This window comes from Pseudomonas sp. FW300-N2F2 (assembly GCF_017351655.1).
GTDB classification, from domain to species: domain Bacteria; phylum Pseudomonadota; class Gammaproteobacteria; order Pseudomonadales; family Pseudomonadaceae; genus Aquipseudomonas; species Aquipseudomonas fluorescens_AA.
The window spans coordinates 2821716-2843779 of sequence record NZ_JACNDQ010000001.1 but is presented as its reverse complement, the minus strand read 5'-3'; the positions used below and the strand labels follow the sequence as shown (position 1 = coordinate 2843779).

Sequence of the window (22064 nt, the reverse complement as noted above, 5' to 3'; positions counted from 1 at the left end):
GCAGTAGCAGGAATGATGCCAGGACAGCTCAACAGGATCAGAGCGTTGCCAGCACCCGCTGCAGGCCGCTCAAGGTTGCCAGCAAGGCGCCGCGCTGCTCGCGGCTCAACGGGATGTAACGTCGAAAGGCCGGCATGCGATTGACCACTTCGCTACCGCCCATGTGTTCCAGGCGCACGCACCACTGGCGCCCCTGCAGATCGATGCGCAGCCGTTTGAAATCCAGCGGCATGAGAGCCTGATACAACGCAGGATCCGTCTCCACGGCCGCCTGCAACCGGGCCGCCAGGTCACTGCGCCCGTCCCGCTGCCGGCAACGAATGCCGCTGCGCCGCAGAGCCCCGCCGTGGTGCAGTTCCAGGCGTGCCGTGCCCTCTCGGGAAGCAGGCACGCGCAGGACGAACTCGGTCATCACCAAGTGCATCAACAACTGCGACTCGGTGCGTTCGACGATCTCCAAGTGCAAGCTGCCGTCGTCGGTAACTACCGTGGCCATGGCCGGGCCTGCGACCTCGAATCGTGCCAATGCGAGGTTGCGCCGCAGTTGCTCCAGGGTCACCCCGGGCCGATAACCGGCCGGGGCGCGCTGGGTGCCGAACAACTCAGACAGTTTTTGCAGCAGGGTCGATAAACTCGCCCGCAGGTTGCCCTGGCTCATGGGAAAACTCCTTGGCCAGCACGTCTTCCACCGACGCTGGCTTGAATGGATTGACCTTCTGCACCACCAGGGTCCAGAACAAGGCGTACGCCGCGGTGCCACCGAGCATCACCGCGAAGGGCACGTAGATGTCCGCCGGATTCATGCCGGGTGGGGTGATGAACCACATGCCCAGCAGAATGCCGACACTGGACAGGATCTGTGGCAACGGGAACCACGGCGAGCGATAGGCCCGCGGCAGATCAGGGCGACGAATCCGCAGGCTGACCACCGACACGGTCACCAACAGGTAGGCAAAACTCCAGGCGCACACCGCGGCCAACACCAGGTGCATGATGTTGTCGGGATTGCCGCCCAGCCACAGCGCATGCAGGCAAGGAATCAGCATCGCCACCAGGATGCACACCAGCGGCGTCTTGAAGCGTGGATGCAGATAAGTGAAGACCTTCGGCAACGCGCCGTCCACCGCCATGCCATAGAGAATCCGTGGCACGCCGGCCATCAGGGTGTTGATGGTCGCCGCACCGGCAAACAGAAAACCAATGCCCAGCCACATCGGGCCGATATCGCCCATGACCTGTTCGGCGAACCGTGGAATCGCCATGGGGGTGTCCAGCAGATGCACGCCGCTGGTGGCATCGAGCAACACGTTTTCCACCTGGCGCTTCATCGCCGCGCCGTAGATGAACATGCAGGTGGCAACGCTGAACAAGCCCAGCATCATCGCCCGAGGCATGGTCCGGGCGGAGTGGCGCAGGTCCGGCGCCAGCGGCGTGACGAATTCGCAGCCGACAAACATGAACATGGCCATGCCCACCAGCGACAGCACCGTGACCAGATCGGTGCCCACCACGGACGCGCCAAACCAGCCCTCCAGCTCCACCGCCGGCGCGGCGATCAGGCCCAACACGCCGAACACCATCAAGGTGGTCCACATGCCGAACGTCAGGATGATTTCGGCCCGGCCAAAAGCACTGACACCGAACGCATTGAGCACCCCGAACACCACCACGAACCCCACGCCCAGCAACCAGGAACCGCCGGCCGATTCGGCCAGGGTGTTGAGGTGTTCGAAGTTCACCAGGGCCATGACGCCGGCCAGGATGGTTTCGGCGGTACCGGCGAACACATGGACAATCAGATAGGCCGACAAGGTGCCGGTGATCGCGAAGAAACGCCCCATGCCACAGTTGATGTAGTCATAGACCGAGCCGGTGGTCGGAAGAATCGACGCTGCCTCGGCGAACGTCGTCGCCTGGGCCAGCATCATCACCACGGCGATCAGCATCGCCAAGGCAAAGGCGCTGCCGCCGATGCCAAAGCCCATGGTCGCGGTGAGAATCACGGGGCTTGCCATGATCAGGCCAATGGTGCTGGCCAACGCAGTGGGAAAACCCACCGAACCCCGGTTCAAGTGCTCGGTGAGCCTGTCATTGATCGACATCGTGCAGATCCTCGAAAGCGGATTTTTAGTATGGATGCCACAGCCGTCCAGGAGCCGGCGATCATGCCTTCCCCAACCGGTCCCTGATCGAAACGGCGTTGCGTGCAGCCTTACTCTGCGCCGCCCCGCCCCGGGCGTCTTGCCCGTGTCTGCCGCCGGTTTTGTTGCTGCCTGCCAACGCTGCCACGCTGGCGGCCTGGATCAACTCCATGGCAGGCAGGTGAAAGACTTCCCCGGGTGCCGCTCCCTTTAATGCGCGCTCTGCTGTCCTATCACACTGGGGAATCCACCATGGAGCACACACGCCGTACACCTTTGCTGCGCAATGCCATCGGCTTGGGCATCGCCCTGCTGGTCGCCGATTCATCGGCTCACGCTTATGAGCTTTACGCCGACGAAGACACCACCGTCACCGGCAACTTCCTGGCTGTCTACGGGCTGTTCAACAGCCGCAAGAACTACGACGGCACCGCCGGTGGTTCGAGCTGGCGCGAAGGCTTCATCAAGTATGGCCTGAGTATCGACCAGACACTCGGCGGCCTGGGCAGTGTCTACGGGACGGCCAACCTGGTCAGCTCCGGAAGCTGGGGCGACGGCGATGCGGCCGGCCTGAGCGATGGCTCCGAACGCACCACGAAGTTCGACGAAGCCTTTGCCGGCTGGCGTTCGGGGGATCTGTTCCCGGCACTGGGCAAGGACGGGGTCGACCTGTCCTACGGCCGCCAAGTGATTACCCTCGGCGATGGTTTCATCATCAACGACGATGGCCTGAACCTGGGCAAAGGCGTGGCCGATGGCGAGTTCAACCGCGGTGGCGCCTATTACCTGGCGGCCCGACATGCCTTCGACGAGACCGCCGTGCTGCGCCTGGGCGGCAAGGAAGGCGTGCATGGCAGCCTGATGTGGCTCAAATCCGACAACCGCGCCCAGGCCAACACCGAAATGGCTGCCGGCACCCTGGAATACACCGCGGCGCCTGGCACCCTGGGGCTGACCTATATCCATGGCATCGATGTCGATGACCGCTACGCCAGCGATTTCCAGAAGCAACGCGAAGGCATGGACATCTACAGCCTGCGCGGCGCCGGCAATGCTGGCATCGAAAATGCCCACTTCGCCTTCGAGTACGCTTGGCAGGACAAAGACGCGGGCCCGGAGAAAGCCTGGTACGCCGAAGCCGGCTACACCTTCGCCGACCTGCCCTGGACGCCGGACCTGACTTATCGCTACAGCCGTTATTCCAAAGACTGGGACTCGATGTTCAACGGCCAGAGCCGCGGCTATGGCACCTGGTTCCAGGGTGAAGTGGCGGGCAACTATGCCGGCCCGTTCAACAGCAACACCGCCATCCAGCACGTCGGCCTCAAGCTCAAACCCGCAGAAACCGTGACCCTTGGTGCGCTGTTCTTCGACTACCAGACCCTGCACGGCCGCCAAGCGTTGAACCTCGACGCGCAGGAACTGGACCTGTATGTGGAATGGGCGGTGAACGAACACCTGATCGTCACGCCGCTGGTAGGTTTGTACAAGCCGCAGAAGGATGCGGACAACGGTGGCAATCAGGTCGGCGGCAACGGCACCAACGTCTACAGCCAGTTGGTGGTGGCGGTTCCGTTCTGACAGCCAACTGCCGCAGGCTGTGATCCTTTGATCTTTCCCTTGGGACTCAAGTGCCGGGGGAAAGATCGCAGCCTCGCTCCGCTCGTCAGCTCCTACGGGGTAGCGATTACCTTGTTTATCTGTGCTGGTGCAGCATGGTCTGGATCTGATGGGTCGCCTGCCGGGTGCTTTGCGCCAGCTTGCGCACCTCATCGGCCACCACCGAGAAGCCGCGCCCGACCTCACCGGCCCGGGCCGCTTCAATCGCGGCGTTCAAGGCGAGCAGATTGGTCTGGTCGGCGATGCCCTTGATCACTCCTACCACCGTGGCAATCTGGGCGTAGGTCACCTGGTTCTGCTCCAGCATGCGCTGATGGGTGGACTGGGCCGAGCGCTCATCGCTGATATCACGCACCGCACCGATGACCCGGACCAGTTGCCCGTGCGGGTCGCGTACCGCCCGCCCGCGCTCGCGGCACCAGATGTAATCCCGGCGCTTGTGGCGCATGCGGTATTCGAAGACATATTCACCGCTGCCCTGGGGACCGAGGATCTCCCGGTCGAAAATGGCCATGATCTTTGACAGGTCATCCGAGTGAGTGATGCCAACCTGGGCATCCCAGCCATCGGGCAAGTCGTCGGGCCCGTAACCCAGCAGCGACCGGAACTGACTGGAAAAACGCATGGCACTGGCCGGGTGCTGGAGATCACCGTCGACCACGGTAATGTCCCAGCAACCTTCCGTCAGGGTCGACTGCAGCAGCTCCCAGATCTGCGCATCCTGGCGATGTTGCTGCAGCTGCTGGTCGTGTTCGCCCAGACGACGCTCAAGCACCTGCTCGCGCTCGCGGGCTTGCTCCAATTGCTGGCGAGCCTGGTGCAACGCCTGCTCGCTGTGCTGCCAGCGCAGGGTTTGCGCCTCCACCTGTGCCTCGGCCTGGTGCAACTGCGCAGTGGTGTTCGCCATCTGCCGCGCATACTGCTCAAGGACGGTCCGCAGTGGCGGATAAGCGTCGAGCGTCGGCGTGCCCTCCGTTTCGCCGGCCAGCACACGCTGCACCTGTGCGATCAACGCCAGTTTCTGTTTGTTGGTCTGGAGAAACATCGCCCGCCCCTTTGCCTATCAAGTCGAAACCGGATCTGGTCGCAAACCGGCCAGGCTGGCTTGTCCCTGCCTGCACGGGCCTTGCTCCTGGCTGCCAGCCCCACGGGCTGGCAGCCACAGACATAGCACGCGGCAGGCACAGTCAAGCCGGGCGGTCGTGCCGGGATTACTCTCGGGCTTTCCCTTGTTCGCGATCAGGAAACCCTCATGAGCGATATTGCCCTGCTGCCTCAGGTCGAAGCCTTTCTCGGTCGACGCCACGCCCTGTTCATCGACGGAGGTTATGTCGAAAGCCAGAGCCACCAGACGCTGGACGTGGTCAACCCCGCCACCGGCCAGGTCATCGCCCAGGTCAGCGACGCCAGCCCCAGCGATATCGATGCGGCGGTGGAGTCGTCCCGTCGCGGCTTCAAGCAGTGGTCTCAAACCGCGCCGGCGGTGCGCGGCCATGTGCTGCTCAAGCTGGCGGACCTGTTGGAGCGCAACCGCGAAGAGCTGGCGCAGATCGAAACCTGCCAGTCGGGGAAAATCATTCACATCTCGCGGGCCTTCGAAGTCGACCAGGCCGCGCACTTCCTGCGTTACTACGCCGGCTGGGCGACCAAGATCAATGGCGAGACGATCACGCCCTCGTTGCCCTCCTTCGCTGGCGAACGCTACACCGCGTTCACCTTGCGCGAACCGGTTGGGGTGGTGGTCGGTATCGTGCCGTGGAATTTTTCCACCATGATCGCCATCTGGAAACTGGCCTCAGCCCTGGTGACCGGTTGCAGCGTCATCATCAAGCCCAGCGAGTTCACCCCCCTGACCATTCTGCGCATCGCCGAACTGGCCATGGAGGCCGGCCTGCCGGCCGGGGCCCTGAATGTGTTGACGGGCGGCGGCCAGGTGGGCAAAGGGCTGATCGAAAACCCGGGCACCAACAAGGTTTCATTCACCGGTTCCGTGCCCACCGGCCTGGCGGTGGGCCAGGCCGCCATGGGGGCCGGGTTGACCCGGGCAACCCTGGAATTGGGCGGGAAGAATGCGGCGGGGTTCCTGCGTGACATCGACTCCGAGGTGGCCGTCAACGGCATCATCGAGGCGGGTTTTCTGCATTCGGGACAAATCTGCGCGGCGGCGGAACGGTTCTTCGTCCACCGTTCGCAGATCGAGTCGATCATGGACAAACTGGCCCAGCGCCTGGGCAAACTCACCATCGGCTCGCCCCTGGACGAACGCACCGAATTCGGTCCGGTAACCAACCGCCAGCACCAGCACAAACTCGCGGAATTCTTCGCCAAGGCCCGCGCGCAGAACAACACCATCATCCACGGCGGCAAGCTGATCGATGGGCCGGGTTGCTACGTCGAGCCGACCATCATCCTCGCCAATCGCCGCGACGACGCCTTGCTCAACGAAGAAACCTTCGGCCCGATCGCCACGTTCTTTCCTTACGACACTGAGGAGGAACTGCTGGAACTGATGAACGACACACCCTACGGCCTGAGCGCCAGCCTCTGGACCAACGACCTGGGCAAGGCCCTGCGCATGGTCCCCGCCATCGAAGCGGGCACGGTATGGGTGAACATGCACACCCTGCTCGACCCGGCCGTGCCTTTTGGTGGCAGCAAGTCTTCCGGGGTGGGCCGTGAATTCGGCAGTGCATTCATCGACGACTACACCGAACTGAAATCGGTGATGATCCGCTACTGAGCAACAAAAGGGCTCTGGAGCGACACCCCAGAGCCCTACCCAGCCAAAATCCCCTTTGTGGCAGCGAGCTTGCTCGCGATAGCGGACCGTCAGTTAATGATGATGTCGACTGACACTACGCCATCGCGAGCAAGCTCGCTCCCACAGTTTTTTCCGGGTCGTCCAAGGCATCCACAACCACCACAAATCCCCTTTGTGGCAGCAAGCTTGCTCGCGATAGCGGAGCGTCAGCAACGATGATGCCGACTGACACAACACCTTCGCGAGCTAGCCCGCTCCCACAGTTTTCACCGCCGGCAGGCGTTGACCGCTGGGACTCGGCCGCGCCAGGGTTGGGCGCGTTCCAGTTGGGCGGCCAGGGCCAGCAAGGTGTTTTCCTCGCCAAAACGCCCGGCAAAATGCGCCCCCATCGGCAACCCATTGGCGCTCCAGGACAACGGCACTGACATCGCCGGCTGGCCGCTGGCATTGAACAGCGCGGTGAACGGCGAATAGCTGTGGTAGCGCTCGATCAGTTGATCCAGGCTCATGCACACATCCTGCAGGTCCAGCTCGCCAATCAGCACCGGCTCGCGAGTCAGGACCGGGGTCAGGATCACGTCGTAATCCTGCATGAACACCGCCAACTGCCGGCCGAGGGCATGAATCCATTCCACTGCCGCGGCATATTGGGCGCCACTGACGTTGCCCTTGTCCCGCAAGATGATCCGGGTGCGCACCTCCAGTTCTTCCGCTTGCACGGCAAACCCACGCATCTGGCCCAGCAGGTCGACATAGTGACGAGAGCTGGCGCCAATGATGGTGAACACGTGGTCGAGAAACTCCAGCAACCCCACCGGCAGGTTCACCGGTTCGACACGATGCCCCAGGGCCTCGCACAACCGGGCCGCCTCGCCCACGGCCTGGAGACTTTGCGGCGCGGTAGGCCAAGGGCCGAGCTGTTCGACCAGGGCAATGCGCAACGGCTTGGGATCGGCCTGCACCGCCATCACATACGGCAACGCCTGGACCGGCGCGGCATAGGGCGCCCCCAGGTCCATCCCGGCGGTGGCGTCCAGCAGCGCCGCACTGTCACGCACCGACAAGGTAATCGCATGGGGCGTGCCCATCCCCGCCCAGCCCTCGCCCACTATCGGCCCCGACGGCATCAGGCCACGGCTGGGCTTGAACCCGAACACACCACAGCAAGACGCCGGCACCCGCAATGAACCGCCGCCGTCGTTGCCATGGGCGAACGGCACCACGCGGGCCGCCACCAACGCCGCCGCGCCGCCGCTGGAGCCACCGGCGCTGTGCTCGCTGCTCCAAGGGTTGCGGGTGGCACCAAAGCGCGCGGACTCGGTGGAGTACGACGTGCCGAACTCCGGCGAAGTGCTGGTGCCCATCACTTGGCATCCGGCACGGCGCAGGCGCGTCACGACTTCCGATTCGAAATCCGCCCGGAAGTCGCCCAGTGCACGCGAGCCGTTGGTCATCGCCGCGCCGTGGACCGGCGAAAACAGGTCTTTGATCAAGGTCGGCACACCGGCCAGCAGGCCCTGGCCAACCTGTGGCGTGCGCGCTGCTTGCCGGGCCGAATCGTACAAGCGCTCGGCCACCGCATTGAGCTGCGGCTCGACCCGCTCCAGCCGCTCGATGGCGGTTTCCAACAATTCGCCGGGCTGGACTTCGCCACGCCTGACCCACTCAGCCAGCGCCGTGGCGTCTTCACTGTCCATCAAATGGTGGATGTCTTGCATACCCATGTTTCAGATTCCTTATGTCACGACGATTGATGTGATCCGACGGTGCTCGCCTGCCCCTGGCCCCGTGCGCGCAGGCCGGCAATGACCCAGAGCAGTGCCAAGGCAAAACTGGCCAGGGCCAGCCACTGGATGGCGTGACGCAGGTCACCGGCGAAGACAACCACCAACGCCACCACCAGCGGACTGACGAATTGGCCGATGTACAGGCACGAGGTAAACCCGCCCAAGCCCCTGCCGCGGGTGCTGGCGGTCAAGGCATTCATCACCGGCGCCATCACGTTGGGCACCAGCAACCCGGCCCCCAGGCCCTGGATGAACACCGCCACCAGCACAGCGTTGTAGCTTTGCCCGCGCATCAGCAACCACAGCCCCAGGCCCATCAGGCCGAGCAACAATGCGTTGCAACCGGCGATGCCGAAACGACGGCGCAGCAACGGCCACATCAGCGAACCACCCAAGGTCGCCAACAGGCTCAGTCCCGCCGCCAGGCCGATCATCGTGCTGGAGGTGATGCCCAAGCTGACCAACAGCGTCGGCGCCTGGATCGGCATGATGAACGTCAAGACCATGCCGCCCAGGATCATCAGGTAGCCGACCAGCAGTGGCAGCACGGCGACCTTGGCCGGAGCCGACTCATCGACGCGCTGCTCGACCTTCTGCCGCTTCGCCACCGGCGGTTCCCAGAGCACTTTCATCATGGCCGGCACCAGCAGCAGTGGCAGCAGATACAACAGGAATGGCGCCCGCCACGAGTGCTCCCCGAGCACACCGCCCACCACAAAAAACAGCGCCCCCACCAGGCCGATGGTCACCACCTGCCGGTTGACGTAGCGCAGTCGCTCCTCGCCCTGCCAATAGTCGGCGATCAGCGTCGCGCAGCAGGTCATCACCGCCGCCTCCGTGCACCCGAACAACAGCCGCACACCGACAATCGAAGGCAGGCTATCGAGCAGGGCCGGCAAGGCGCCGAGCAAGGCGTAGAGCACCGTGGCAATCACCAGCAACGCCTTGCGTCCCACCCGGTCGGCCAACCAGCCAGCCAACGGCGCGCACACGGCAATCGCCAGGGCCGGACCGGTAATCGCCAACGGCACCAGCAGATCGGCGCGCGGTTCCAAGGGACCGAATTCGGCACCCAACCGGGGCAGGATGGGCGTGACCATCACCGCGCCCATGATCGTCAGGCTGCTGCCCAGCATCAGCACCCCGCCTTCGCGCCAACTGGCCTGGCGCGACGGGGTGGCCGCCGTTGAAACGGAACTTGATTGGTTCATGACGAGCCCCTTCTAGAAACTGTGGGAAATACGCAGCGCCGCGGTATAGCCCTCGGCGCGGTTGCGCGCATCGAGCTCCTTGTAGACATGCAGCCACACCGGTGGAATGCCGGGCTTGAAGTAGCTCACCGCCGGCCCGACGGCCAGCACCCGGGCGCGATTGCCAGTTTCCAGCCCCGGCGCGTCGTCATCGGTGAACTGACGGTAGTAGTACCCGCCCACGCCCAAGGTCCATGGCCCGACGTGCTGGCCCACGGCAAATTCGTGACGGTACTCGACGCCGTTCTTGTAGTCGGTGGCGTGGTTGCGGGTGTTGATGTCGGCTTCAAAGCTCGAAGACACCTCGAAGCCGCTGTCGGAGATGTACGTGGCGTTGAGGATCGGCGAGAAGGTCCAGTGGTTGAGACCCGGCGAGATCAAGCGATCCTTGTCGTAGTCGCCGGTGGGGGCCTGGATCTGGAACTGGGCATTGACGAACAGGTTCGGCGAAAGCGTCCACTGCAGGATCACCGGCAATACCTGCATGTCAGCCATGCGAAACGGATCGGCTTCCAGGTCCAGCGGGCCGACAGGCGTCTGCACCTGCAGCGACGCGTCCATCTGGAAGAACGGCACGACGGCGCCGAAGCCATACTTGGCACCCAGCACGGTGTAATCGGTCATGCGCATGTAGGCGACGCCGATGGACAAGACATCCAAAGAGAAATTGTTGTCCACAGACTTGCCGTGGCGATCCTTCTGCACGTTGGCCGAATAGAACGCTGTACGCAGGCCGACGGTGCCAAAGGGCGTGGCCGGCGGCATCATGCCCGCGCCGAAATCATAGACCCCGACCGCCGTGGTCGGCGCGCCGTTTTCGGTGCCATGGGCAGCGGTGCAGGCACCGATCAGCCCCAGGGTTAACCACGTACAGTGCCAGACGTTTGTTTTTTTGTTTTGGTACATCGAATGCCCCTCCGACCATGTGGTGTTGGGGTCATCCTAGGGAGCCGGCCGGTCAGCCGTTATCCGTTTTCAGCACAGATGCGTGCGACGCAAGGTGTGTGACGGGGTTTCGCCAAACAGGGTTCGGTAATCACTGGAAAACCGGCTCAAATGCCAGAACCCCCAGCGTGCCGCCACCTCCTGCACACCCAGCACCTGATCGCCATTGCGCAGCTCACGGCGCACCGCATTGAGGCGCAACGCCCGCAGATAAGCCACCGGATTGATGCCCAGGGTCTCTTGGAAGCAATACTGCAATTTGCGTCGGCTGGCACCGATGTGATTGCACAGGTCGAGGATCGACAGCGGCTCATCGACATGGGACAGGGCGTACTCCCGGGCGCGGTCGACCATGCGTTTGCGCGCCGTGGGACTGAGCGGCGGTGCTTCGTCCGGCGCCACCAGTTCCAGTATGTGCAACATCACCGTGTCCCGCAGGCCCCGGCGAATCGACTCGTACCCCAGCAACGAATCACGCCCCTGCTCGCCCCCTTCAAGCTCATCGAACAACGCCGCAAGCTCGGCGGGCAGCGTCGAGTTGCCAAGACGGTAACACTTGGGAAGATCGGTAATTCGAAAGCGACTGCCTTGTCGCTCCAGCACATGCTCCAACGCCTGCTCGTCGATGGCGACACCGAGCAGATCCAGATGCTGGGGCGTGCGCAACTCAGGCAGGTTATGCCCATGGGCGACCAATAGGCTGGGTTCGACAATCGGGTGCCCGGAGCAAAAGACCGGCCCATCCGCACTCAGCGGCACGCTGAAGGTGATGGCACCCTCCCAGGCCATGCCTTGCTTGGTCAGGGCCTGATTAGAGCGGTCGCGCACCAACTGCATCCAATCCGAGCGGAACTCGATCAACTCGCCGTCGAAGCGACCGGGGGTCAACTGGTCATAGCAGACCTGCCAGCCCCCCATGTTGCGGGCGTGCTCGTCGATGTCCGTGGTACGGAACCGATTGATCGGCAGCATCGGCAACCCATCCGACGAGACCGCTGGCTGCGCCATGTTGTCATTGTTCATTGACCCGACCTTTGATGATTCCAGGGCTTATGGGTCAAAGCTCAGGCAAGTTCCATTCCGCCCCGTGGACCGGTCGTACAATTGTGCCGAAAACGGATAACCGGCCCGGATTCAGCTGCCGGCGTCGGCATGGGCTTCTTCGAAGAAATAGTCCTTCCAGCTGTCGGCCTTGTTTTTCAACACGCCCAGTTCATGCAGTTTTTCGGCATAGATGTAGGTGCGTTGCGGAACGACGGTGAAGTCGATTTCGGGGTCGTTGACGATTTTTTCCACCAGCGCCAGCGGCAACTTGGACTGTTCTACGCGGATGTAGGTCTGGGCAGCGGCAGGCTTGTCGGCCTTGATGATGCCTTGCGCCTCCACCAAGGCATCGTAGAACGCCTTGTAGGTCTTGGGGTTTTCGTCGTGGAATTTTTCCGTGGTGTAGAGCACGTTGAACGTCGCCGGCCCGCCCAGCACATCATAGGAACTGAGCACCTTGTGCACATTGGGGTTTTGCAGTGCCTGGTACTGGAACGGTGGGCTGGAGAAGTGCGAATTGATCTCCGACTGGCCGGCGATCAGCGCCGCCGTCGCATCCGGGTGCGGAAGGCTGACCGAGATGTCGTCGAATTTCTTGAAGTGATCGTTGCCGAACACCTTGGCGGTTTCGATCTGCAACGTGCGCGACTGGAATCCGACACCCGCCGCCGGGACAGCGATCCGGTCCTTGTCGGTGAAGTCCTTGAGGCTCTTCACGTTCGGGTTGTTGGTCAGCAGGTAGTTGGGCATCGACCCCAACGAGGCGATGGCCTTGACGTTCTGCTTGCCGCGGGTCCGATCCCAGATCGTCAGCATCGGCGGAACGCCCGCCGACACCACATCCAGGGCGCCGGTCAGCAAGGCCTCGTTCATCGCCGTCGCGCCGGAAATGCTGTTCCAGTCCACTTTGATATCCAGGCCCTGGGCCTTGCCATGCTTCTCGATGAGCTGCTGGTCACGCACCACATCCAGGATCAGGTAGCCGATACCGAATTGCTGGGCGATGCTGATCTTGCCCTCGGCGTGGGCCAAGGGATTGAGCAGCGCAGTGGCCGCCAGGGAAACCAACAAGGTGCGCGCAGAACGCTTGAAAGCCATGGTCTGATGAACCTCACAGTAGGTGAAAGACTGAAGGCAACGACTTTAAAGCTATAAGAATATTAATTTAAATACCTTAATAGCATATCAATAGCACCTAAATGTTCGGCATCCGAGCCCATGAAATCGCCCTCACGGGTACGTTCCCTTGATAACCTTGCAGACCTCCCCTGACGAACACCTGCGCGAAGCGAACATGAACGAGATGAGCCTGGATATCGGCATCGCCGCCGAGTCCGTTTCCCAACCGCGCACCCTGGTATTCCTGGCCTACCCGCAGATGGGTTTGCTGGACCTGACCGGGGCCCAGACCGTGTTCTGGGCCGCCACCAAAGCCATGACCGAGCGCGGCCTGCCCGGCTACGCCATGCACACCGCGAGCCTGGCTGGCGGGTTGATGCAAAGCGCCGAAGGCCTGGTCGTGGACACCCGTGCCCTGCATGAGCTCGACGGGACGCTCATCGACACGCTGATCGTCCCCGGTGCACCGGACATTCGGCAGGCGATGATCGACTGTGTCGACCTGGTGCACTGGCTGCGCAAGGCCTCGGTCCAGGCCAGGCGCACCGCATCGGTGTGCAGCGGCACCTTTCTCATGGCCCAGGCCGGCTTGCTGGACGGACGCCGGGCCGCCACCCATTGGGCCATGTGCGAGATGCTCAAGAGCGGTTTCCCAGCGGTTGAGGTGGACCTCGATGCGATCTTCATCCAGCAGGGCAACGTGTGGACCTCGGCCGGTGTCAGTGCCGGCATCGACATGGCCCTGGCATTGGTCGAAGCCGACTGTGGTCGCGATGTGGCCTTGCAGGTGGCCCGTGAGCTGGTGGTGTTTCTCAAGCGCCCCGGCGGGCAGGCGCAGTTCAGCCAACTGTTGCAATTGCAGATGCAAGAGAGCGCCGGCTTCGATGAACTGCACGTGTGGATTTCCGAGCACCTGGGCGACAACAACCTCACCGTCGAACGGCTGGCCCGCCAGGCCAGGATGAGCCCGCGCAATTTTGCCCGGGTCTATAAACGCCAGACCGGCCGAACCCCGGCCAAAGCCATCGAGATGTTCCGCCTTGAAGCCGCGCGTCGAATGCTCGAAGACTCCCCGCGCAACATCGACCAGATCGCCCGATCCTGCGGTTTCGGTGACGAGGAACGAATGCGCCACACGTTTCAGCGCCATCTCTCGATATCCCCCCGGGAGTACCGCAGCCGGTTTTCTCGCTGAGTGCGAAACCCTTGCGCAACTGTCCGTCAGGCCACTCGCCTGGATTGCTCCTGAGGGTCGACCTGTTCGGCCAGCAGCGCGCAGCAACGGGAACGCAACCAACGCTCCCCCGGATCATTGTGCGAAGCACCGCGCCAGACCATGGAAAGCTCGTGCCGGGGCAAGCAGATCGGGGCCGCTTGCGCCCGCATGCCGGTCACCCCGGCCATCGCCTGGGCAACGTAATCCGGCACGATGGCAATCATGTCGCTCTGGGCCAACAGCACGGGCAAGGCGCTGAACTGCGGCACGGTCAACACCACCCGGCGCTGTCGGCCCATCAGGCGTAACGCGCGGTCTGAATCGTCGATGACATTGCCCATGGACGATACGACGGCATGAGGCCGACGGCAGAATTCGTCCAGGGTCAGCTCGCCGGGCTGCGAATCGGCGCGCAACAGCATCGGTCGAATCGGCCGCAGGGTCTTGCGCCGGGCATTGGCCGGCAGCTCCAGCGTCGGGCTGATGCCCAGGGAAATCTCGCCACTGGCCAACAGCTGGGAGACCTGCCATTGATCGGTCCGGCGCACCACCAAGGTGGTGCCCGGTGCCTCGACCCGCAGGCGTCGCAACAGCTCCGGCAGCAGGGCGTACTCGACGTCATCGCAAAGGCCGATATGGAAGGTCGCCTCGCTGGTGGCCGGCTCGAACGCCTGGCAGCGACTCAAGGCGGCGGCGATGCCGTCCAGGGCCGGGGACAGGTTAGAGAAGATTTCCCGCGCCCGGGAGGTCGGTTCCATCAACCGCCCCGAACGGATGAACAAGGGATCATCGAACATCAACCGCAAGCGCGCCAGGGCACTGCTGATCGTTGGCTGGCCGAGAAACAGCTTTTCGCTGACGCGGGTCACATTTCGCTCGTGCATCATGGTTTCGAAGACCACCAGCAGATTGATGTCAGCACGACGCAGGTCATTTCTGTTCATCATAGTCGTCGCCTCAGGCGCCAGGCCATTGAGTCGGGAGTGGACAAGAACATCGCCTGCGTCCTCCATCAAGGCCTACGGCGACGAGGTGTTGAAAGCGTAATCCCCGAGGCGCGCCAGGTCTGTTGTACGTGGGGACACTCGACTCACCCTTTGGGCAACGTCATCGATACTTCGGTATATATCCAGGCCCAGGCGAACACCGCCTTTGTGGCGAGGGAGCTTGCTCCCGCCGGGCTGCGCAGCGGCCCCCTCTCCTTGGCACGGCTTGGCGGGATTTCAGGGTTTTATGTCCTACCTCAGGCAAAGCGGCGCTTCTAAGATACGAACCGATGCTCTGTCGCCCCGACATCCCAGAGCGAGACCACGTAAAAAACCAAAGGTCTGCCAGCGTGCCCCTACCCTCCGCGATGCTCAAGAACGTCTATGACAGCCTTCGATACAGCCCAAGCCAGAGCGGGCCTCGACCGTCGATGGGGATCAGCACCCACCCACTGGTGAACGCCCTCGGCTGGGCGGTGGGCCTGGTGGTGGCCTGCGGCATTGTCATCATCAACTCCGAAACCCATTCCGACCTGGCGCCGACCCTGCTGTACATCACCTTGTTGTTGATGGCCGCCAACCTGTTCTCCATCAATCTGGTGATCACCGTCGCGCTGATGTGCATGGGCTTGCTCACCGCGATGTTCCTCTACAACGGCGGCTATCACCGCTGGGAATCGACCACCGGCTTCTTCCGCTGCCTGACCGCGCTGTCCGCCATTGCTTTCCTGGCCCTGCGCAGCAAGCAGGCTTCCGACAGCCTGCGGCACAACGAGGCTTACCTGACCGGCGCCCAGCGCCTGAGCCAGACCGGCAGCATGGGCTTTCGCGGTGATCGACAAGCGTTGTCCTGGTCGGAGGAGTCGGCACGGATTTTCGAGTACCCGCCCAGCAAGACGCCAACGGTGTCGATGATGCTGGAGCGCACCCATCCTGAAGACCTGGAGTTGGCACGCGGGATTTTCCAACAGGCCGCCGCTGGCGAACCGCAGATCGAGGTCAAGCTGCGGCTGCTGATGCCTGATGGGCGCATCAAGCACATCCATATGATCGCCAGCCCCCTGCTCGTCCAGCATGGCCGTTTCCAGTATCTCGGCGCACTCATGGACGTGACTGCCAGCAAGCAGGCCGAAGACGCGTTGTTTCGCGCCCAGAGCCAACTGGCCCACGTCACTCGCTTGACCTCCCTGGGGGAAATGGCCGCGTCCATTGCCCACGAGGTCAACCAGCCACTGACGGCTATCACCAGCAGCGGCGAGGCCTGTCGCCGCTGGCTCAAACGCCCGCAACCCGATCTCGGGGAAGCCCTGGATTGCCTCGACCGAATCGTCGCCAACGGCTGTCGCGCCAGCGAGGTCATCAGCGGTATCAGGGCGCTGTCGCGCAAGTGCGACCCGTTGCGCCAGCCCGAGCGACTGGACGACATCGTCCGCGAGACCCTGAACCTGGTCCAGCAGCAACTGGCTCATCATAAAGTCCGGGTCAAGGTGGACCTGGCAGCGACCGAGGGCCAGGTCAGCGCAGACCGGGTGCAACTGCAGCAAGTGATCATCAACCTGATCATCAATGCCTGTCACGCCATGGACGGGGTCAAGGTACACGCACGAACCCTGCGCATACGCACCTGGACCGAGAGTGACGAAGTGCTGCTGGAGGTGACTGACCACGGAACCGGCATTGCCCCCGAGGACCTGCCGTCCTTGTTCAATGCGTTTTTCACCACCAAGGAAAACGGCCTGGGCATGGGCCTTTCCATCTGCCGGTCCATTATCGACTTCCATGACGGCAGGATCTGGGCAACCAGCGAGGTCGGCCAAGGCACCTCGTTCAGGTTCGCGCTGCCGCGGCTCACGTGCACCGCTCTGTCGGGAAGCGGGCAATGACCTCCATACAGCCCTCAAGCCCGATTATCGACAACGCCCCCATCGTCTATATCGTTGATGACGACGCACCGCTGTGCCAATCCCTCGGCAGCCTGCTGCGTTCCATCGGCTTGCAGGTCCATCTGTTCGGTTCGGTCGCGCAGTTCATGAACCATTCCAGGCCCGAGCAACCCAGTTGCCTGGTCCTGGATGTGCGCCTGCAAGGCACCAGCGGCCTGGATTGCCAACGGGAGCTGGCTGCAGCCAACGTTCAACTGCCGATTGTGTTCATGACCGGTCACGGTGACATCGCCATGACCGTGCGGGCGATGAAGGCCGGTGCCGTGGATTTCCTCTCCAAACCGTTCCGCGAACAAGACCTGATCGACGCCGTGACCGCCGCCCATCACCAGGACCGCCAGCGGCGCGACGCCGAACGCGGCCATCAGCAAGTGCTTGACCGCTACACCACCTTGACGCCCCGGGAGCGGCAGGTCATGGCGCTGGCGGTGTCAGGCCTGATGAACAAACAGATCGCCGGGGAACTGGGTTTGAGTGAAATCACGGTCAAGATTCACCGTGGCCAGGCCATGCGCAAGATGTGCGCGCACTCGTTTGCTGATCTGGTGCGCATGGCCCAGGTGCTGGAATGGCGTCTGGCTGACACAGGCCGATAGTCAATCGAGCATTTCGGCACTTTGGCCGAGCGTTTCGGCACAGTAACCACTCTTTGTTCATCCTAGACTCGAGCTTCACTTCAAGCCCCAGATGGAATCACGATGAACATCAGGTCAATCCTGCCTGCACTCACCATGGCCGTAGCATTCAGTGGATACGCTGCCGACTTCTCACTGACCAGCCGGGATATTGCTGACAACCGTCCGCTGACCAGCCGCGAAGTGTTCCAAGGCTTCGGTTGTGAAGGTGGCAACACGTCCCCTGAGCTTTCCTGGACAAACGCTCCCGCTGGGACTAAAAGCTACGCGATCACGGTCTATGATCCCGATGCCCCGACGGGTAGCGGTTGGTGGCATTGGACGGTGGTTAACTTACCCACTTCTACCAATAGCTTGCCAAGTGGAGTGGGAGCGAACCTGCCTGCCGGTGCAGTACAAGGGCGAACCGATTATGGCCAGCCAGGATTTGGCGGGGCTTGCCCACCTGTAGGGGATAAGCCCCATCGCTATCAATTCACCGTATGGGCATTGAAAGTCGATAAACTGCCACTCGACGGTGAGGCCAGTGGCGCCTTGGTTGGGTACATGCTCAATGCCAACGTCCTGGCCAAAGCGACGATCACTTCAACTTACGGACGTTAAAAACGATGCGCCCTTGTGACGGCATACAGCACCGGGAAAACATTATCGATGCGTGTGTCATACAGGCGCGACAGCCCCTTACCTTATCAAGGGTACCGGTGTTCGTGACCACCCTGTGTCGAGTGCGACAGGGGGAGAAACTGTTGCAATGGGATGACCGGGAGATGCGCGCGGGGCCGCAACATCTGATTCTGATGCCGGCCGGACGCGAGCTTGGTATCTCGAACTTCCCCGGCCCTCACGGTCACTACATCGCCGATGCGATCACTTTTCCCCTCTCGACACTGCGTAACTTCAGCAGCCGATACAGCCAACAGATCATGAGCCGTCGCGGTGCACTGAAGACCGATCTATGCGTCCCTCTGGACAAGCACACAACACAGGCATGGAATCAGCTGCTGGCCGCTATCAATGGGAGCGCGCCGGACGCATTACGCACGCTCTATGGGGAAGCGGTTCTTCTGAGCCTGTGCCTTGGTGGCCAGATCGGCCCCCTGCTGATGGGTCGCAACGATCCAATTTGCGAACGTGTGCAGCAGATGGTGATGGGCAGCCCGGAGAGAGACTGGACGGTGGCGAGCGTTGCCCAGCAACTTAACCTGGGTGAGTCGACGTTGCGTCGCCAACTGGCGAATGAGGGGGACAGTTTCCGGGGCATTCTGGAGGGCGTTCGACTGGCGACAGCATTGCAATGGTTGCAAACAACGTCTCGTCCCATCGGTGAAATTGCCGGTGCCTGCGGTTACGCCTCGGCCTCACGTTTTGCCGTGCGCTTTCGCTCACACTATGGCCTGTCGCCACGTGAACTGCGGGCAGCGATTTAAGCATTCCGGTGAGGTTCCCTCCCTGTCGTTGCCCCGCGACACGCTGGAAAGTTCATACACACGTATACTTGGCGGGGCCATTGGACAGCGTATCTTGCAGTGACACGGGCGCCTTTATGGCTACCTGATATCAAACTCCAGGTATCGACATGTCCAGCACTGCAATCATTTCAATCATTGATGACGATGAGTCAGTTCGAATTGCATTGGATGGTTTGTTACGCTCCCACGGATATCGGGTTAAAACATATGCCAGCGCCTTGGATTTTTTATCTTCCAGCGAACTTGAAAACACGGCGTGCCTGATATCGGATATTCAAATGCCTGGCATGACGGGCATTCAGATGTACGATCGACTATCGACCCTGGGCATTCATCCCCCGATCATCTTCATCACCGGATACCCTGGCGTGCCCCCCCGTATCAGCGCCGGTACGCCCGAGCCGGTGGCGTTTTTCCCGAAACCCTTCGACTGCGCCGAATTGATCGCCTGCATCGAATCGGTACTGGCCCGGTCTGCTTGACTGCGTCGCGCCCTCATACCTTCGTATAGATCCCCCCTACCCAGGCATAGGCGCGATGACCTTATGTAGAAGTGTCAAAAACAGGTCCTGCCAATAAGCTTCCCTACAGCGAACCGAAACTGAATGTGCTCGATGGCAACTCATTGCAGCCAGGCGATTTTGGAGTACTTCGCGACACGGTCACGCTGAAACAGTTAAACAATTCAACGTATCGATTTTGTCTTCGGGAGCTCATCATGAAACAACGTATTCTGGTTGTTGGCGCAGGTTTCGGCGGGGTCTGGAGCGCATTGAGCGCGGCCCGGCTGCTGGACCAACACGATCGTCATGACGTGGAGATCAGCGTCCTGGCCCCCCAGGCTGAACTGCGCATTCGTCCTCGTTTCTACGAGCCGGACGTCCACACCATGGCTGCGCCGCTGGGTAGTCTGTTCGACGCGGTCGGCGTGAAATTCGTACAAGGCTCGGCGAGCAGTATCGATGTCGACAACAAACGGGTGGGCTATGTGGATGTGTTCGGTACCCAGGGCACCCTGGGCTATGACCGACTGGTGCTCGCGGCGGGCAGCCAGTTGGTTCGCCCCGACCTGGAGGGCATGATCGAGCATGCCTTCGACGTTGATGAAATCGAGCAGGCAAGCCGTCTCGAAGCCCATATCAAGTCGCTGAAAAATCTGCCGGACAGCCCGGCCCGCAACACCGTGGTGGTGGCCGGTGGCGGCTTTACCGGGATCGAAACCGCCACCGAAATGCCCGCACGCCTGCGCGCCGTCCTCGGCGAGGATGCGGACATCCGGGTCATCGTGGTGGATCGCGGGCCGCAGATTGGCGCAGCGTTGGGCGACGGCATAAGCCCATCCATTGTCGAAGCGTCCGAACACCTGGGTATCGAGTGGATTCTCAACGCCTCGGTCGAATCGGTGGATGCCGGTGGCGTCACCCTGTCGAGCGGCCAGCGTATCGAGTCCCATACCGTGATCTGGACCGTTGGGTTCCGCGCCAGTCCGTTGACCCAGCAGGTACCCGCTACCCGCGATCGCCAGGGTCGCCTGCACGTCGATGCCAACCTGAAAGTCCTGGGCCAGAACGACATATTCGCCAGCGGTGACGTGGCCTACGCCGCCACCGACACGCTGGGCAACTATGCGGCGATGTCCTGCCAGCACGCCATCGCCTTGGGCCGCTATGCCGGCAACAACGTCGCGGCCGACTTGCTGGGCGTCGCGCCGATGGCCTACAGCCAACCCAAGTATGTGACCTGCCTGGACCTGGGTGCCTGGGGCGGGGTGTACACCGAAGGCTGGGATCGCCAGCTCAAGTTGGTCGGGCAGGAAGCCAAGGAGCTCAAGACCCAGATCAACACGGTGTGGATCTACCCGCCCGCGGCTGATCGCGCAACCGCCCTGGCCGCCGCCGACCCGTTGATCCCGGTAGCCTGAAACCCGTTTCCGCCCCCCGGCCAGTCCCTCCTTTCTGCGCCGGTCTTTCCCAGACGCCTGCCAACGATCCTTGGGCAGGCGTTTTTTTCCGGCGCTCTTCACCAAGCCAGCCTGAATATCGTCACTGCCCAGCAAAATCCGTATCAATGCTCGCCCACCAGCCTCCGTGCACAAGGTAAGGTAGGCAGAAATCATCCGGATCGAGGTGTGCCGTGGCGTCCTATTCCTTGCGTCAGCTGAAGTACTTCGTCACCACCGTCGAATGTGGCAGCGTCGCCGAAGCCTCTCGCAAGCTGTACATCGCCCAGCCGTCGATCGCCTCCGCCATCAAGGGCTTGGAAGACAGTTTCGGTGTGCAATTGCTCATTCGGCATCACGCCCAGGGGGTATCGCTGACGCCCGGCGGCGCGCGCTTCTATCGCAAGGCCCAGGAGCTGTTGCGCATGGCCCGGGAGTTCGAGCAGAACGCGCTGGCCGATAACGATGTGGTCAGCGGGCAGATCGACATCGGCTGTTTCGAAACCGTCGCCCCACTCTACCTGCCGCGGCTGATCGCGGGCTTTCGCGAGCGCTTCCCGGGGGTGGAAATCCGCGTGCAGGATGGCGAGCAACAGGAGCTGGTGCAAGGCCTCACGGGGGGGCGTTTCGACCTGGCGATTTTCTATGAACACGACCTCGACAGTACCATCGAGACCGAAGCGCTGACGGCGCCGCAACGCCCCTACGCGTTGTTGCCGGCGGGGCATCGCTTCGCCGACCAGGCCCAGGTATCGCTGCGCGACCTGGCCCTCGAACCGATGATCCTGCTGGACGTGCAGCCCAGTCGCACCTATTTCGTGAGCATCTTCGAGGAGCTGGGCCTGACGCCCAACATTGTCTTCAGCTCGCCGTCCATCGAGATGGTGCGGGGCATGGTCGGCCAGTCCTTTGGTTTTGCCGTACTGGTGACCCGCCCGCACTCCACCTGCACCTACGATGGGCAACACCTGGTGTGCGTCGACATCGCCGAGGACGTGACCGGTTCGGCACTGGTGGCAGGCTGGCTCAAGCGCGCGCACCTCACCAAACCGGCGCAGTTGTTTGTCGACTATTGCAAGGAGCAGTTCAAGCAATGGCTGCCTTGAGCCACGGCAGGCCAGACACAACTGCCCGCCCCGGCCTGTAAGTAAAACACCAACCCCGTAGCGAGGGAGCTTGCTCCCGCTGGGTTGCGCAGCGACCCCATGC

18 protein-coding genes and 2 pseudogenes are annotated in these 22064 nt (G+C 62.3%); 10 read left to right on the top strand and 10 right to left on the bottom strand.

All coding sequences use genetic code 11. The features are described 5' to 3' along the window. Window positions 1-37: 37 nt before the first annotated feature. On the bottom strand, window positions 38-658 hold the full coding sequence (locus J4E63_RS12285) for a DUF3156 family protein (RefSeq protein ID WP_207282129.1): 621 nt from the start codon (window positions 656-658) through the stop codon (window positions 38-40). Next, window positions 603-2102: an APC family permease gene (locus tag J4E63_RS12280; RefSeq protein WP_207282128.1), complete on the bottom strand. Its 1500-nt coding sequence runs from the start codon at window positions 2100-2102 to the stop codon at window positions 603-605. Before J4E63_RS12280 ends, J4E63_RS12285 begins: the two co-directional genes overlap by 56 nt. Before the next feature lie 291 nt (window positions 2103-2393). Between J4E63_RS12280 and J4E63_RS12275 the strand changes: the two genes are divergently transcribed. Further along, entirely contained in the window at window positions 2394-3722 is a 1329-nt protein-coding gene (locus tag J4E63_RS12275; RefSeq protein ID WP_207282127.1) for a hypothetical protein, read from the top strand. Between the two features lie 124 nt (window positions 3723-3846). Here J4E63_RS12275 and J4E63_RS31260 read toward each other — a convergent pair. After that, window positions 3847-4038: pseudogene (locus tag J4E63_RS31260) on the bottom strand (methyl-accepting chemotaxis protein); the annotation flags it as partial. A gap of 105 nt (window positions 4039-4143) precedes the next feature. Further along, window positions 4144-4386 (bottom strand): annotated as a pseudogene (locus tag J4E63_RS31255) (PAS domain-containing protein); the annotation flags it as partial. A 627-nt stretch (window positions 4387-5013) separates the two neighbouring features. Here J4E63_RS31255 and J4E63_RS12265 point away from each other — a divergent pair. Continuing rightward, window positions 5014-6501 carry an aldehyde dehydrogenase family protein gene (locus tag J4E63_RS12265; RefSeq protein ID WP_207282125.1) on the top strand — a complete coding sequence of 496 codons (1488 nt, stop codon included), beginning with the start codon at window positions 5014-5016 and terminating at the stop codon, window positions 6499-6501. A 287-nt stretch (window positions 6502-6788) separates the two neighbouring features. Here the strand turns inward: J4E63_RS12265 and J4E63_RS12260 are convergent, their stop codons facing one another. The 5 genes from J4E63_RS12260 to J4E63_RS12240 form a co-directional block, all read right to left on the bottom strand. Beyond that, complete coding sequence (locus J4E63_RS12260; protein ID WP_207282124.1) at window positions 6789-8246, bottom strand: amidase; 1458 nt, start codon at window positions 8244-8246, stop codon at window positions 6789-6791. 17 nt (window positions 8247-8263) lie between these two features. Continuing rightward, window positions 8264-9520, bottom strand: a complete 1257-nt coding sequence (locus J4E63_RS12255; protein WP_207282123.1) for an MFS transporter — start codon at window positions 9518-9520, stop codon at window positions 8264-8266. Between the two features lie 12 nt (window positions 9521-9532). Next, on the bottom strand, window positions 9533-10465 hold the full coding sequence (locus J4E63_RS12250; RefSeq protein ID WP_207282122.1) for a transporter: 933 nt from the start codon (window positions 10463-10465) through the stop codon (window positions 9533-9535). A gap of 69 nt (window positions 10466-10534) precedes the next feature. After that, a complete protein-coding gene (locus J4E63_RS12245) occupies window positions 10535-11527 on the bottom strand; it encodes a helix-turn-helix domain-containing protein (protein WP_207282121.1) in 993 nt (330 codons plus the stop codon). 111 nt (window positions 11528-11638) lie between these two features. Continuing rightward, entirely contained in the window at window positions 11639-12646 is a 1008-nt protein-coding gene (locus J4E63_RS12240) for an ABC transporter substrate-binding protein (RefSeq protein ID WP_207282120.1), read from the bottom strand. A 205-nt stretch (window positions 12647-12851) separates the two neighbouring features. Between J4E63_RS12240 and J4E63_RS12235 the strand changes: the two genes are divergently transcribed. Continuing rightward, complete coding sequence (locus J4E63_RS12235; RefSeq protein ID WP_207282495.1) at window positions 12852-13862, top strand: GlxA family transcriptional regulator; 1011 nt, start codon at window positions 12852-12854, stop codon at window positions 13860-13862. Window positions 13863-13888: 26 nt separating this feature from the next. On the opposite strand, the gene J4E63_RS12230 is transcribed toward J4E63_RS12235, so the two are convergent. Continuing rightward, window positions 13889-14830: a LysR family transcriptional regulator gene (locus tag J4E63_RS12230; protein WP_310650706.1), complete on the bottom strand. Its 942-nt coding sequence runs from the start codon at window positions 14828-14830 to the stop codon at window positions 13889-13891. Window positions 14831-15300: 470 nt separating this feature from the next. Here J4E63_RS12230 and J4E63_RS12225 point away from each other — a divergent pair, with 470 nt between their 5' ends. The 7 genes from J4E63_RS12225 to J4E63_RS12195 all read left to right on the top strand — a co-directional run bounded on the left by J4E63_RS12225 (window position 15301) and on the right by J4E63_RS12195 (window position 21961). Then, window positions 15301-16752 (top strand): ATP-binding protein, encoded by a 1452-nt coding sequence (locus tag J4E63_RS12225; protein ID WP_207282493.1) that lies wholly within the window; start codon window positions 15301-15303, stop codon window positions 16750-16752. Continuing rightward, on the top strand, window positions 16749-17408 hold the full coding sequence (locus J4E63_RS12220) for a response regulator transcription factor (RefSeq protein WP_207282119.1): 660 nt from the start codon (window positions 16749-16751) through the stop codon (window positions 17406-17408). The genes J4E63_RS12225 and J4E63_RS12220 overlap by 4 nt, the downstream gene beginning before the upstream one ends. Window positions 17409-17510: 102 nt before the next feature. Beyond that, a complete protein-coding gene (locus J4E63_RS12215; protein WP_207282118.1) occupies window positions 17511-18050 on the top strand; it encodes a kinase inhibitor in 540 nt (179 codons plus the stop codon). A 5-nt stretch (window positions 18051-18055) separates the two neighbouring features. Continuing rightward, complete coding sequence (locus J4E63_RS12210; protein ID WP_207282117.1) at window positions 18056-18874, top strand: helix-turn-helix transcriptional regulator; 819 nt, start codon at window positions 18056-18058, stop codon at window positions 18872-18874. Between the two features lie 149 nt (window positions 18875-19023). Next, window positions 19024-19398: a response regulator transcription factor gene (locus J4E63_RS12205; protein WP_207282116.1), complete on the top strand. Its 375-nt coding sequence runs from the start codon at window positions 19024-19026 to the stop codon at window positions 19396-19398. A 236-nt stretch (window positions 19399-19634) separates the two neighbouring features. Then, window positions 19635-20837 (top strand): NAD(P)/FAD-dependent oxidoreductase, encoded by a 1203-nt coding sequence (locus tag J4E63_RS12200; RefSeq protein ID WP_207282115.1) that lies wholly within the window; start codon window positions 19635-19637, stop codon window positions 20835-20837. A gap of 212 nt (window positions 20838-21049) precedes the next feature. Next, on the top strand, window positions 21050-21961 hold the full coding sequence (locus J4E63_RS12195) for a LysR substrate-binding domain-containing protein (protein ID WP_060742137.1): 912 nt from the start codon (window positions 21050-21052) through the stop codon (window positions 21959-21961). Window positions 21962-22064 lie beyond the last annotated feature (103 nt).

Excerpts from the sequence above, each read along its gene's own strand:
- J4E63_RS12275 (WP_207282127.1), top strand. The coding sequence starts at position 2,394 with ATGGAGCACACACGCCGTACACCTTTGCTGCGCAATGCCATCGGCTTG.
- J4E63_RS12240 (WP_207282120.1), bottom strand. The coding sequence starts at position 12,646 with ATGGCTTTCAAGCGTTCTGCGCGCACCTTGTTGGTTTCCCTGGCGGCC.
- J4E63_RS12245 (WP_207282121.1), bottom strand. The coding sequence starts at position 11,527 with ATGAACAATGACAACATGGCGCAGCCAGCGGTCTCGTCGGATGGGTTG.
- J4E63_RS12265 (WP_207282125.1), top strand. The coding sequence starts at position 5,014 with ATGAGCGATATTGCCCTGCTGCCTCAGGTCGAAGCCTTTCTCGGTCGA.
- J4E63_RS12210 (WP_207282117.1), top strand. The coding sequence starts at position 18,056 with ATGCGCCCTTGTGACGGCATACAGCACCGGGAAAACATTATCGATGCG.
- J4E63_RS12255 (WP_207282123.1), bottom strand. The coding sequence starts at position 9,520 with ATGAACCAATCAAGTTCCGTTTCAACGGCGGCCACCCCGTCGCGCCAG.
- J4E63_RS12220 (WP_207282119.1), top strand. The coding sequence starts at position 16,749 with ATGACCTCCATACAGCCCTCAAGCCCGATTATCGACAACGCCCCCATC.
- J4E63_RS12235 (WP_207282495.1), top strand. The coding sequence starts at position 12,852 with ATGAGCCTGGATATCGGCATCGCCGCCGAGTCCGTTTCCCAACCGCGC.
- J4E63_RS12285 (WP_207282129.1), bottom strand. The coding sequence starts at position 658 with ATGAGCCAGGGCAACCTGCGGGCGAGTTTATCGACCCTGCTGCAAAAA.
- J4E63_RS12225 (WP_207282493.1), top strand. The coding sequence starts at position 15,301 with ATGGGGATCAGCACCCACCCACTGGTGAACGCCCTCGGCTGGGCGGTG.
- J4E63_RS12205 (WP_207282116.1), top strand. The coding sequence starts at position 19,024 with ATGTCCAGCACTGCAATCATTTCAATCATTGATGACGATGAGTCAGTT.
- J4E63_RS12230 (WP_310650706.1), bottom strand. The coding sequence starts at position 14,830 with ATGATGAACAGAAATGACCTGCGTCGTGCTGACATCAATCTGCTGGTG.
- J4E63_RS12250 (WP_207282122.1), bottom strand. The coding sequence starts at position 10,465 with ATGTACCAAAACAAAAAAACAAACGTCTGGCACTGTACGTGGTTAACC.
- J4E63_RS12200 (WP_207282115.1), top strand. The coding sequence starts at position 19,635 with ATGAAACAACGTATTCTGGTTGTTGGCGCAGGTTTCGGCGGGGTCTGG.
- J4E63_RS12280 (WP_207282128.1), bottom strand. The coding sequence starts at position 2,102 with ATGTCGATCAATGACAGGCTCACCGAGCACTTGAACCGGGGTTCGGTG.
- J4E63_RS12260 (WP_207282124.1), bottom strand. The coding sequence starts at position 8,246 with ATGGGTATGCAAGACATCCACCATTTGATGGACAGTGAAGACGCCACG.
- J4E63_RS12215 (WP_207282118.1), top strand. The coding sequence starts at position 17,511 with ATGAACATCAGGTCAATCCTGCCTGCACTCACCATGGCCGTAGCATTC.